We start from the raw sequence: 12,435 nt of genomic DNA, 5'->3' as shown, positions 1-12,435 counted from the left end.
CAGCCCACAAACCAACGGGATGGTCGAGCGTTTCAATGGACGCATTAGCGATGTATTGGCCACTCATCGTTTTGTCTCAGGCGCCGATTTGGCCGAAACGCTGGCACGCTACGTGTTGCTCTACAATCAACATTTGCCACAACTGGCGCTGGGACATCGCACGCCGATCCAGTCCATGAAAGAATGGCAGAAAACGCATCCAGAATTATTCAAAAAACGTATCAGCAATCGTCCGGGACTGGACATTTACTTTCCAATCAGATTCATTTGCCAATTGCCGCACTGGCGATTAAATCATCCAGCAGCAGCATCACCATCGAGCCACTCATTTCAAACGGGTTGAATTCATTGCGCGCCGAATATTTCAGCAGCAGCGCATGATTGACCTTGGATATATTCACCTGACCCATCGTCCAGTCGGCAAAATGACGCTCGCTGATTTCTTCGAAATTGAGCAGCTCGACATGCTCGTGGCGCGGGTCGCGAATAATCACATTGTAGAGTGACGATACCGAACTGCGGCTCCCTTCCAGCACCTGCACAAACATGCCGGCGCTGTAGCACAAAACGCCGGTAATGCCGATGGCCGGATTATTCTGGCGCGAGCTGCGCAACAGGGCATCGAGCAACTCCGCGTTTACCTCACCTGCGGCCCGACTGGCATAAATCAAACGGACAAGCATGCGAAACCTCTTTAACGTTGATTGTTAATCAGGGACAGAAACTCGCGGCGCAAATGCGTATCTTTCAAAAACAGGCCACGCATCACGCTATTGATCATCTTGGAGTCGGAATCCTTCACCCCACGCCAATGCATGCAGAAGTGATCGGCTTCCATCACAATCGCCAGACCATCCGGATTAACCTTGCTTTGCAGCAGATCAGCCACCTGCGTGACAGCCTCCTCCTGAATTTGCGGGCGAGACATCACCCACTCGGCCAGGCGGGCATATTTTGACAGACCAATCAGATTGGAATGTTGATTTGGCAGAATACCGATCCACAATTTGCCGATAATCGGGCAAAAATGATGCGAGCAGGCACTACGTACCGTAATCGGCCCGACAATCATCAATTCATTGAGGTGCTCGACATTCGGAAACTCGGTCACCGCCGGTTGTTTCACGTAGCGGCCACGAAAAACTTCATTCAAATACATCTTGGCTACACGGCGTGCGGTGTCCTGCGTATTGTGATCGTGCTCGGTATCAATCACCAGACTTTGCAGCACTCCCACCATTTTTTCCTGCACTTCATCGAGCAATTGGGCCATTTCGCCATCCTCGATAAAATCCGCAATATTGTCATTGGCGTGAAAACGTCGCTGCGCCTGATGCAGGCGATAGCGAATACGCTGTGATACGGGGATCGTTGTTGGGGCAGTCGAATCAGATTGACTCACAATAAAATCCTTGGCTGGGCACAGGGCGTGACAGAAAAAACACGGGACACGGGCTGAAATAAAGGAGCAGAACACTGCTACTGATCAGTAGCGTACCATAAACTCGCGTGTTTGCTGAGTTTAATCCATCTTGATGCATTACAAGCGGCAATAAAAAAGCCCGCTCAGTGAGCGGGCTTTCAAATTCGTGGTGGCCAATCGCGGAATCGAACCACGGACACGCGGATTTTCAATCCGCTGCTCTACCAACTGAGCTAATTGGCCACTTTCTCACCGACGCTGGTCAGCGAGAAGCGGAATTAAACACCAGCGCGTGCGCTGCGTCAAATGTTTCAATTCATATAAATTCATTAATTTGTCTAGTTCACTGATTTAATTCAGATAATATTTCCGAACATTTTAATGGTCTACAGGTCAAAATGGGCTCTTATTGATTGAAAAGGCAATTGGGCATGGATGCAATCTGGTGGGTTTTAAGTATCGGTCTGATGCTAATGGGGGTGGCGGGTATTATTTTGCCGGTGCTGCCATCAACGCCGCTGGTCTTTGCTGGCATGCTGATTATTGCGTGGCAGCAGGATTTTCAAACTGTAAGTGGCTATACCATGCTGGGGCTGGCGGTACTCGCCCTGATTGCCAGCGCACTGGACTATATCGCTGGGGCCATGGGCGCCAAGGTCGCTGGCGCGAGCAAGCAGGCCATCAGGGGAGCAACAATCGGCGCACTACTGGGGATTTTTGCCGGGCCATTCGGGCTGATTTTCGGCCCCCTGATCGGGGCTGCAGCGGGTGAATTTTATGCGACACGCGCCGCACTACAAGCCGGTAAAGTGGGCCTTGCCAGCTGGATTGGCATGCTGGTTGGCACCATTGCCAAAGTTGGGATTGTCTTTGTGATGTTCGGCCTGTTTTGGCTGGCTTATCTAATCTAAGCGCACTATGGGTACAGGGCTACAAGCCAATACAGAAAAGAGCTATAGCGCTATACCCATCAGACCGGATTAATCCAGCGCCTAGACCAGAAGAACCAGCCCAAACCGCCACCGAGCAGGCCCATGACACCCAGCACGACAAAATACGCCCACGGCCAGTGCAACTCCGGCATGTGATCAAAATTCATGCCGTAGATACCGGCAATCAGCGTCAATGGGCTGAAAATAATCGTGAACACCGTCAGTGTGCGAATTTGTGTATTCATGGTTTGCGATTGCAGCGCCAGATAAATATCCTGCAAGCCCGATACCGCCTCGCGCAGCGCTTCAACGCTTTCGATCAATTGCACCGTATGGTCGTACACATCACGCAGATACAGCTGGGTTTCGTCTTTAAAGAAGTCGGCGTCGTCGCGCTGCAGCACATTGATCACCTCGCGCAAAGGCCATAGGCCGCGCTTGAGCAATTGCAGCGAACGGCGCAAATGCTGCACCTCCTGCATCTGATCGGGATTTAATTGCTCGATGATCTCGTCTTCCAGCTCGTCAACGCGCTCACCGATTTGCTCAAGCACCGAGAAATAGCGATCAACCACTTTATCCAGCAAGGCGTACACCAGATAGTCGCTGCCAAATTTGCGCAGCTGCGATTCGCCATTGCGAAGAGAATCACGAATACTGGCAAACGTGCCGGTGGGCTTTTCCTGAAAAGTCAGCAGAAAATTGCGGCCAACTACCAGGCTAATCTGCTCGGAATCGACCGAGCCAAATTCATCCAGAAACATCAGCCGCGCGGTGATAAACAGATAGCCGGGGTAACTTTCAATCTTGGGGCGCTGCTGGGTATTAAGAATGTCTTCCAGCACCAAGGGGTGCAAATGAAAGCGCTTGCCGATCAGCTGCAGTTGCGCCAGATCTTCAAGGCCATGCAGATTAAGCCAGTAATTGCTATAGGTGGGCTGAAAGTCGCGACCTTGCTCCAGCGCGGTAAAGCGGGTTTCCAGAAAGTCGCCATCATTCTGGCCAAATTCGATCAGCGTCGCCAGTGTGGGCAGCGGGTCTGCGGCACCGACGTATTGCAGCGAGCCAGGCGCAAGGCCTGCCTTGCTGGATTTAAGGTGCGCCTTTATTCGGCGGCGATGGCCCGCACTTGTAGCGTCACGCCGATGTTTTGCCATGCAGTCGTTTCCTCGGTAAGCGCAAATGCAGTCAGCGGGTGCGCATTCAGCCAGCTCGCATCAATGGTGAGCGTATAGCCTTCGCTCTGGCGCACCAGCTCGAATTCGGGCGGGGTTTCGTCCAGCCGTGCGCGATAAAATAGCACCGCCAGCCGCAAAGCCAGAATGGCATCCCACTCGGCGGCGCTGAAACTCTCGCCTGACAGTTTGGTCAAGCTACCCGCGTGTGCCAGCACCAGACGCGACAACCACAGCTGCTCGCGGCGGGAAAAGCCTGGCATGTCGGCATGCTGCAAAATATACGCCGAATGTTTGTGATAGCTGGCGTGGGCGATTGAACGTCCCACTTCGTGCAATAAGGCCGCCATATGCAGATGGCGAGCCAGCACGGCGTCGTCAGGCACGGCTTCGCCACGCAAGGCCTCGAATAATTGCATCGCCAGCGCTGTAACGCGGTTGGCTTGCAGGCCATCGACATGGTAACGGCGCTGAAAGAAATCCACCGTCCGGTCTCGCACATCATACTGGGTCTGGCGCTGCATCAGATCGTAGAGCACCCCATCGCGCAAAGCGCCATAGGTGATATTCATCCGCTCGATGCCCAGCATGTCAAATGCCGCCTGCATAATCGCAAAGCCCCCTGCCACCACGGCGCGTCGATCGTCACGCAGGCCGTTGAGCACCAGCTTGTCCACATGCCCGGCCGCCAGCATTTTTTCCCGCAGCGCGGCCATGCCGGAACGGGTGATACCCAGGGGGGATAAGTCGTTCAACTCCAGGATATCCGCCAGCGAGCGGGCAGTACCCGAGGTACCGATCGCTCGCTGCCACTCGCTGGTGTGAAAATCAGGCACCAGCGGCAAAAATGCGCCCCGCGCCGCCAGCTCGGCCGTTTCCAGCCGCTCGCGGGTGATCACACCGTCAGGGAAGTAACGCATGCTCCAGCCTACGCAACCGAGCTGGATGCTTTCGGTGCGGAAAGAGCGATATTGGCTGCCAATAATCAGCTCGGTCGAGCCGCCGCCAATATCAACCACCAAGCGGCGATCACGTGTATTTGGGAGGCTATGTGCGGCACCGATATAAATAAGCCTGGCTTCTTCGCGCCCGGCAATAATCTCGATCGGAAAACCCAGTGCTTCTTCGGCCAGGGGTAGAAAATAGGCCGAATTGCGTGCCACACGAAACGTATTGGTCGCCACCGCCCGCACGCATTGCGGCGGCAAGCCTGCTAGCCGCTCGCCAAAGCGCGACAAAGCAGCGATCAGCTCGGCAATTGCAGCGTCGCTCAGGCAGCCTTGCGCATCAAGCCCGGCGCCAAGGCGGACGGTCTCTTTCAGCGAATCGAGCGGAAATAAAGAGCCCTCAACCACACGGGCCACTTGCAGACGAAAACTGTTCGAGCCAAGATCAACGGCAGCGATGATCGAGTGATCGCTCATGAAGGGGGTTGCTCCAAAATCTCAACAAATCGCCAGCATCTGCAGACCAGAGCTGGCCAATGCTGAACGATTTCTGGATTATTTGTTCTTTAGGTGCGTCAATTTACCGTAATCAGGCAAAAAAAACACGAAAAAAAGGGACAATCCGCTTGCCCCTTTTTTTACTGCAACACCTAATCAAAATTAGGCTTTGGCAATCGCATCCACTTCGGCTTGCGATTTGTGGCGTACATCACGCCCTTTCACCAGATACACCACATGCTCGGCCACATTGACCGCCAAGTCGCCGATACGCTCGGTGGCTTTGGCAATCCACAAAATATCGAGCGTCAGCGAAATCGAGCGCGGGTCTTCCATCATCACGGTAATCAGCTGACGTTGCAGCGCGCGATATTCCTGATCGAGCTGCTCATCAGCGGCAATCACCTCTGCTGCTGAGGCCGAATCCAGACGGGCAAAAGCATCCAGCGCGCGCGTCAGCATGTCCAGTGCCAAAGTGGCGATGTGATTGACTTCCTGGAATTTGGGCACCTGCATTTTGCCGCTATCAAAAATCGACTTGGCGCGCAGACAGATTTTGTGTGCCTTGTCGCCAATGCTTTCCAGATCTTCAACCGACTTGATCACCGTCATCACCAGGCGCAAATCCGATGCCGCTGGCTGGCGGCGGGCAATCATGTGCACGCACATATCGTCCAGCTCTAGGTGCATGGCATTGACTTTCTGCTCTTGTGCGATTACCAGATTAATAATGCCCATATCGCCAGAAGCCAGCGCCTTCATGGACAGGCGCACCTGCTCTTCAACCAGGCCGGCCATCGCCATCACCTGGGTACGAATCGCGTTCAGATCCGCGTCAAACTGGGTAGAAATGTGTTCCGAGAAATGTTCAGGCATGCGCAATAACTCCAAGATAATTGTCCAACACCTTAGCAGCTAAAGATGACAAAAATATTTCATTTCATCGCCCTGCCCGCATTCTGGTGTGCAACTGCACAAAAGCTTCGCCTTCGCCAAAGGCGCGGGCGAAAACTTTTGTCTTGCCGCTTGATGCGCTCAATTGTAGTGCCGAATGCCTTACTTGATGGTTTTTACGCCACTGGCGGTACCCAGTAGCAACACATCGGCGCGACGATGCGCAAAAATGCCATTGGTCACTACGCCAACGATTTGATTGAGCTTGCTTTCCAGCTCATTGGCTTGCGTAATTTTCAGGCCGTGCACGTCGATAATGATATTGCCATTGTCGGTTACCACGCCTTCGCGGTAGGCCGGATAACCGCCGAGCTTGACGATTTCGCGGGCCACGTACGAACGCGCCATTGGAATGACTTCGACTGGCAGCGGAAACGTTCCCAGAATATCAACCAGCTTCGTTTCATCGGCGATGCAGATAAATTGCTCAGCCACCGCCGCTACGATTTTCTCGCGTGTCAGCGCTGCGCCACCGCCTTTGATCATTTGCAGCTGATGGTTGATTTCATCTGCGCCATCGACATACACCGGCAGCTCGTCAATGGTATTGAGCTCATACACCGGAATGCCATGCGATTTGAGCCGCGCCACGCTGGCTTCGGATGAAGACACAGCACCTTTGATACGACCTTTGATTTCGGCCAGCGCGTCAATAAAGTAATTCGCCGTGGAGCCAGTACCCACGCCCACAATACAATCATCCGGAATATACGCAATGGCCGCACGGCCTACCGCTTCTTTGAGTTCATTTTGAGTCATGGCAGCTCCTAGGTGAATGCCTGCAATTATATATCGCCGATACCGATTACGTACCAGCAGCATCATGACGCTGATTGTGCCGCCGCAGCGGCTCAAGCAACTTGCTGCGCATCAACTCTGGCGCAATTAAGCCCCCCATTTGCCTTGCGCCAGCCGCGAGCTGCCACTGCAGCACATACCAGTAGATGTATATTCACACAGGCCAATCTGGATATAGCCTAAAGACACATACCCATATCTTAGTTCAATTGTGTACCTTGATCAGTGACTGAACTGTTGCTGTTGCCGCCGATCTGGCCTCGTTATACTAAATAGCCAATCTACCGAGCCGCCATCATGAATTCAGGCCTACTCTCTGCCACGCTGGCCTATCTGCTCTGGGGTCTATTTCCGCTGTATTTCAAAACCATCCAGTTTATGCCTGCGGGCGAAATTGTTTTACACCGCATCGTCTGGGCGCTGGCTTTTTTGCTGGGGATACTGGCTCTGCGCAAGCAATGGGCCTGGCTGGGACAGCTGAAAAATCGCCGCTTGCTGGGTGGGTTTGCGCTGAGCGCCGTGCTGCTGTCGATTAACTGGCTGGTGTATATCTGGGCGGCGAATTCGGGGCGTGTGGTGGACGCCAGCCTGGGCTATTTCATCAACCCGCTGATTAATGTGCTGCTGGGCGTGCTGATTCTGCACGAGCGGCTGCGCCCGGTGCAGTGGCTCAGTATCGGGATTGCGGCAACCGGTGTGGCCTGGCTCACCGTGGCGGCGGGTCAGCTGCCCTGGGTGGCACTCACTGTCGCCACCACTTTCGGCATTTATGGCTTGCTGCGCAAAACGGCAAGCCTGGGTGCGCTGGAGGGGCTAACGCTGGAAACGGCGATTCTGTTTCCGGTGGCAGTTTTGGGGCTGCTGTTTCTAAGCGCTAGCGGCGGCAATCACTTTAACCATGCCCCACTGGGTATACAGATCAACGTCATGCTGGCCGGCCCCATTACGGCAATACCCCTGCTACTCTTTGCGGCTGCAGCGCGAAAAATCAGCATGACGCAATTGGGTTTATTGCAATATCTGGCGCCGACCGTTCAGCTGATTCTGGCCATCTGGCTATGGCACGAACCCTTCGGGCCTGATCGGATGGTGGGATTTGGCCTGATCTGGATTGCCCTGATCATCTTTAGCGGCGAAAGCCTCTGGCAGCGGCAGGTCAGAGCTGTTGCATAAATTTAAAGCCCAGCCAGATAAGTCTTGATGCCATCGAGCAGCATTTGCACGGCAATCGCGGTCAGGATCAGACCCATAAGCCGTTCAAACGCCGTGGTCACCTGCTCGCCGAGCACCTGGGAGATTTTTTCGGAAAAAGCCAGCGTCAAGGCGCACACCAGCATGGTCAGCGCCAGCGCGCCCACCCAGAGCCAGATCCGTTCCGGATCCCGCGACACCAGCAGCAGGACCGTGGCCAGTGCCGAGGGGCCGGCCAGCAGCGGAATCGCCAGCGGCACAATATAAGGCTCGCCCTGCTGCGCATCACCAAACACGCCATCGGGGTGCGGAAAAACCATGCGCAGCGCAATCAGGAACAAGATCACCCCGCCTGCAATGCCCAGCGATGTTTGCGAGAGATGCATGACCTGCAGAAACTGGCGGCCAAACACCATAAATAGCAATAAGACGCCAAAGGCCACGCTGACTTCACGAATAATCATGCGCCAGCGCCGCTCTTTGGGCACCTGCTTCATCAGCGAGACAAACAGCGGAATACCGCCAAGCGGGTCGGTCACCAGCAGCAGCAAAATAAAAGCAGAAAGAAAAGTCGGGCTATCCATGCCACGAGTTTAACGACAGCACCCGATTCGCCATATACGGGAAATCGGCGAGTGATCCTGCCATTACATACCCCGCCTTTACATGCCTAATTGCGAGCCGACCAGGCGTATCTGGCTGCGACTCATCAATTGCTGGATCTGGCGTAGCTGCGCGGCCGACATTTTGCTACTCGCCTGTTGCTGATCATGCAGCAGATCGCTGTAATACGGTAGCGTGGCCGAAAGATGGCCCTGCTGCAAATACCAGCCCAGCAAAGCCTGGTTGCAGCGGCGCTCCAGCGCAGACTGGCTACCCTTGCGCGCCAGCAGCAAGGCATCGAGCAAGACGCGTTCAGCACTGGCATCGCCCATCTTGAGCAGCACTTCGCCCAGAGCAGTCAGCGCATGCGATTTGCCCCACAGATTGTCATTGTGCACATTCAGCTCGTAGGCCGTTTCCAGCTCGATGCGGGCCTGCGCGTAATGATGCTGGGCGCTGTGCACCAAGCCACGGTAATACACCACCTCGGCCGACCAGATTTTGTTGGCAATGGTGGCTTCAAGCAGTTTTTCTGCTTCGTCGATGCACTGCATGGTGTAGCTGTAACGCTGCAGCCGGAAAGCATCGCTGGCGATGTTAAGCAGCGCTTCGCAGCGGCGCTCGTCATGATTAATCCTGCGCGCCATTTCCAGCGCCAGCTCGTTGAATTTCAGCGCCGAGTGATAGTCGCCAAAACCGATATACACCTGGCCTATCCCCAGATAAACCCGAATACACAATTCGCGATCATTGATCTTGCGTGCGATCTGCAGCGCCGATGACCAGTGATCCAGCGCGAGCAGGGGTTCACCGGATAGCAGGTGCGATGTCCCCAGCAGAATCATGGCCTCGGTTTCATCGTGCGGCGCGGGCACTTTGCGAAATTCGGCAATCGCCGTTGAAAACGCCATCTGCGCCTTCTGATGTTCGCTGATGTGCTGCCAGGCGTGCCCCAGAATTACCGAGGCCAGCGCCATCGCCCGCACATTGCCGTGCGCCGATTTAAGCAACTCCAGCGCAACAAAAGGCGATGGTGGCGAGCCGCAATGAGACTCTCGGGCAATGGTTTCCAGCTCCAGAATCAAACGCTCATCGACCGACATTAGAGTTCTCCATCCCAGCTGATTTCATTCATTTCCTTGCGCTGTGCCAGAAATAGCGCCAGATTGGCCCGCAGCTGGAAAATATCACGCGTTTCTCCGGGCTGATAATACGCCCCGCCAATGCTGATGCCCAAAGGCTCGGGCAAATGCCCCTGTTCCAGCGTGCTCATATGCTGCTGCACTCGCGCCATCATCTGCTCAACGGTCTGCTTGGGCATATCCAGAACCAGCAGCTCGAATGCGCCAGTACCCGACGTCATCAAAATGGCGTCAGCCGGGCATTCGGCCTGCAATATCTGGGCAATCTGGATATAAATTAGCAGTGCCGCTTCCTTGCCCAAGACCTCGCTAATGCTGGCATACAGATCGATCCCGATGCTCAATAGGCATACAGCTTTGCCGCCTTCGGCCTGCCGCAGCAAAGCATCCCAGCGCATCGAGAAATAGCGAGGGTTATACAGGCCGGTAATTTCATCGCGGAAACCCACGGTTTCCAGCTGCTGCACCTGCTGATGCTGAGCCGCATTTTTTTCACGCAGCAGCTCGATCTCGATTTCATTGGTGATTTGCTGCAATTTGAATTCGATTGCCGACAGACGGCGTGGTTTGTGCTGAGCTGGCAGGCCAGCGCCAGCCAGCGCCAGTGCCTGCCCGAAATAATCAGCCGCCTGTGCTTCGCGCCCCGCAATACGACAGGCGCGACCCAACTCGATCAGCATTTGCTGACGATCACCTTCGAGCAAGTGCAAATGCCGGCTGGCGATCTCGATGACACGTACCAAGCGTTCATCCTCGACAGCGGGCTGCTGGGCATACAGTTGCAGCAAAGCCAGACTGCAATGCGCCTGCGCCAGATCATTATCGGCATACAGCTCGAGAGCCAGCTCAAGCGCCACGCGCGCCTGTGCATAATCGCCCAGATGCGCTTGAATCTGGCTAATCAGCTCTTGCAAAATAGGACAGCAGGCAATATCGGGAAAGTCATGCGCCTTGCGCAAAGCGCGCATCGCCAGATCGGGCTGCGATAAAGCAAGCAGATCAAGACCAAGGTGCAATTGCAGCAGGCTTTGCAAATACCGGTCATTGGCCGATAGATGTAGAGCATGCGTATGCATTGTCAGAGCTTGCTCGATCTGGCCGGCCTGCCGAATCTGCGCGCCGAGCAAGGCCCAGTATTGCACTTCTTCATATAGAGTTGCTGCTGCTTGCAAGCCGGCCAGCCAAACCTTGACCGCACTTTTCAAATGCCCCTGCCGTGCCAAGGCCAGACCTTTGTCCAATTGTTGCTGCTGATTCACGCTACACCTTTCAGTTCTCATAAAAAAAGCCCCGCGAACGGGGCTTTTCTTACATACAGATGATTACCACTCGCCCAAGTACGCAAGTATACCCTCTGCGGCGTTACGGCCTTCATAAACTGCACGCACAACGAGATCTGCGCCACGAACTTGGTCGCCACCGGCGAAAATTTTCGGGTTAGACGTCTGGTGTTTGAAGGTTTGCTTTTCAGCCGCAATCGTACGACCCCAGTCGTCGGTTTTCACGCCTTGCGCGCCAAACCATGACTCTGGCTCAACCGAGAAACCAAACGCCACGATCACGTGATCACAGTTAATGATACGCTCAGAACCAGGCACCAGCTCAGGACGACGACGACCTTTCTCGTCCGGCGCGCCCAATTGCGTTGAAACCAGCGTCAGCGCCAAGCTGCCATCAGCGTTCTTTTCAATTTTAACTGGCTGGCTATTCCATGCGAACTCAACGCCTTCTTCTTTGGCGTTAGCAACTTCGCGTTTCGAGCCCGGCATGTTTTCTTCGTCGCGGCGGTAAGCACACACCACGCTCGCGGCGCCCTGGCGAATTGATGTGCGGTTACAATCCATCGCCGTATCGCCACCACCCAGAACAACCACACGTTTGCCTTGCATTGATACAAAGGCCTCGTCGCCCAAAGTACCCATGCTGTTGCGCACGTTATTCACCAAGAATGGCAAAGCTTCGAGCACGCCTGGTAGATCTTCACCAGCGATGCCGCCTTTCATGTATTTGTATGCGCCCATGCCCATAAACACGGCATCGTAGTTCGCGAGCAATTCTTCAATTGATACGTCTTTACCAATTTCGGTATTCAGACGGAACTCAACGCCCATTTCTTCCATGATCTTGCGACGAGTCGCGATCACGTCTTTTTCGAGTTTGAATTCTGGAATACCAAAAGTTAGCAAGCCGCCGATTTCTTCGTAGCGATCAAATACCACTGGCGTTACGCCGTTGCGTACCAAGATATCTGCACAACCCAAGCCTGCTGGGCCTGCGCCGATTACAGCTACTTTTTTACCCGTCTGAATCACGCCAGACATGTCTGGACGCCAGCCCGCTTTGAAGGCTTCGTCAGTGATGTATTTTTCCACCGAACCAATCGATACCGCACCGGCATCCACTTGATTGAGCGTACACGCGCCTTCACACAGACGATCTTGCGGGCAAACGCGGCCGCAAATTTCAGGCAATGAGTTGGTTTTGTGGCTCAATTCAGCCGCTTCAAACAATTTGCCTTCGTCCACCAGCTTGAGCCAGTGTGGAATGTGGTTGTGCACTGGGCACTCCCACGAGCAGTATGGATTACCACAGGACAGGCAACGACCAGCTTGCTCGCCAGACGTTACTTTATCCAATGGGCTGTAGATTTCTTTAAATACGAATTTGCGCTTTTCAACGGCGACTTTCTCGCCCGGATTGCGCGGTACATTCAGAAACTGAAACACGTCTGACATGGGTATAAACCTCAATGCGAATCAGATTGTGACTTAC

12 protein-coding genes, 1 tRNA gene and 1 pseudogene are annotated in these 12,435 nt (G+C 54.3%); 3 read left to right on the top strand and 11 right to left on the bottom strand.

The genetic code is table 11. The features are described from left to right. Positions 1–244, top strand: a pseudogene (locus FLS37_RS12000) (integrase core domain-containing protein); the annotation flags it as partial. Between the two features lie 19 nt (positions 245–263). On the opposite strand, the gene FLS37_RS11995 reads toward FLS37_RS12000, so the two are convergent. From FLS37_RS11995 to FLS37_RS11985, 3 genes are all read right to left on the bottom strand, one after another. Further along, complete coding sequence (locus tag FLS37_RS11995; protein ID WP_157670181.1) at positions 264–683, bottom strand: BLUF domain-containing protein; 420 nt, start codon at positions 681–683, stop codon at positions 264–266. An 11-nt stretch (positions 684–694) separates the two neighbouring features. Next, positions 695–1,402, bottom strand: coding sequence for a GTP cyclohydrolase I (gene folE, locus FLS37_RS11990; protein ID WP_232522587.1), 708 nt, complete (start codon positions 1,400–1,402; stop codon positions 695–697). Between the two features lie 188 nt (positions 1,403–1,590). Continuing rightward, positions 1,591–1,666, bottom strand: a tRNA-Phe gene (locus FLS37_RS11985). A gap of 188 nt (positions 1,667–1,854) precedes the next feature. Between FLS37_RS11985 and FLS37_RS11980 the strand changes: the two genes are divergently transcribed. Next, positions 1,855–2,334 carry a DUF456 domain-containing protein gene (locus FLS37_RS11980; RefSeq protein WP_157670180.1) on the top strand — a complete coding sequence of 160 codons (480 nt, stop codon included), beginning with the start codon at positions 1,855–1,857 and terminating at the stop codon, positions 2,332–2,334. 59 nt (positions 2,335–2,393) lie between these two features. Here the strand turns inward: FLS37_RS11980 and corA are convergent, their stop codons facing one another. The 4 genes from corA to rpiA form a co-directional block, all read right to left on the bottom strand. Continuing rightward, complete coding sequence (corA, locus tag FLS37_RS11975) at positions 2,394–3,512, bottom strand: magnesium/cobalt transporter CorA (RefSeq protein ID WP_157670179.1); 1,119 nt, start codon at positions 3,510–3,512, stop codon at positions 2,394–2,396. After that, a complete protein-coding gene (locus tag FLS37_RS11970) occupies positions 3,461–4,954 on the bottom strand; it encodes a Ppx/GppA phosphatase family protein (protein ID WP_198314602.1) in 1,494 nt (497 codons plus the stop codon). The genes corA and FLS37_RS11970 overlap by 52 nt, the downstream gene beginning before the upstream one ends. A gap of 183 nt (positions 4,955–5,137) precedes the next feature. After that, the gene (gene phoU / locus FLS37_RS11965; protein ID WP_157670178.1) at positions 5,138–5,851 is read right to left on the bottom strand and encodes a phosphate signaling complex protein PhoU; all 714 of its coding nucleotides are present in this window, start codon (positions 5,849–5,851) and stop codon (positions 5,138–5,140) included. 180 nt (positions 5,852–6,031) lie between these two features. After that, a complete protein-coding gene (rpiA, locus tag FLS37_RS11960) occupies positions 6,032–6,688 on the bottom strand; it encodes a ribose-5-phosphate isomerase RpiA (RefSeq protein WP_157670177.1) in 657 nt (218 codons plus the stop codon). A 336-nt stretch (positions 6,689–7,024) separates the two neighbouring features. Between rpiA and rarD the strand changes: the two genes are divergently transcribed. Next, positions 7,025–7,900, top strand: coding sequence for an EamA family transporter RarD (gene rarD, locus FLS37_RS11955; RefSeq protein ID WP_157670176.1), 876 nt, complete (start codon positions 7,025–7,027; stop codon positions 7,898–7,900). Positions 7,901–7,902: 2 nt separating this feature from the next. Here rarD and FLS37_RS11950 read toward each other — a convergent pair whose 3' ends face one another. From FLS37_RS11950 to FLS37_RS11935, 4 genes are all read right to left on the bottom strand, one after another. After that, on the bottom strand, positions 7,903–8,502 hold the full coding sequence (locus FLS37_RS11950; RefSeq protein ID WP_157670175.1) for a MarC family protein: 600 nt from the start codon (positions 8,500–8,502) through the stop codon (positions 7,903–7,905). A gap of 78 nt (positions 8,503–8,580) precedes the next feature. Then, positions 8,581–9,624 (bottom strand): tetratricopeptide repeat protein, encoded by a 1,044-nt coding sequence (locus FLS37_RS11945; RefSeq protein ID WP_157670174.1) that lies wholly within the window; start codon positions 9,622–9,624, stop codon positions 8,581–8,583. Beyond that, positions 9,624–10,922 carry a GGDEF domain-containing protein gene (locus FLS37_RS11940; RefSeq protein WP_157670173.1) on the bottom strand — a complete coding sequence of 433 codons (1,299 nt, stop codon included), beginning with the start codon at positions 10,920–10,922 and terminating at the stop codon, positions 9,624–9,626. Before FLS37_RS11940 ends, FLS37_RS11945 begins: the two co-directional genes overlap by 1 nt. 63 nt (positions 10,923–10,985) lie before the next feature. After that, positions 10,986–12,398 (bottom strand): FAD-dependent oxidoreductase, encoded by a 1,413-nt coding sequence (locus FLS37_RS11935; RefSeq protein WP_157670172.1) that lies wholly within the window; start codon positions 12,396–12,398, stop codon positions 10,986–10,988. Positions 12,399–12,435: the final 37 nt, after the last annotated feature.

Origin of the sequence: Chitinibacter sp. GC72 (genome assembly GCF_009760905.1) — a bacterium.
GTDB lineage: Bacteria > Pseudomonadota > Gammaproteobacteria > Burkholderiales > Chitinibacteraceae > Chitinibacter.
This window is presented reverse-complemented; position numbering and strand designations above follow the sequence as displayed.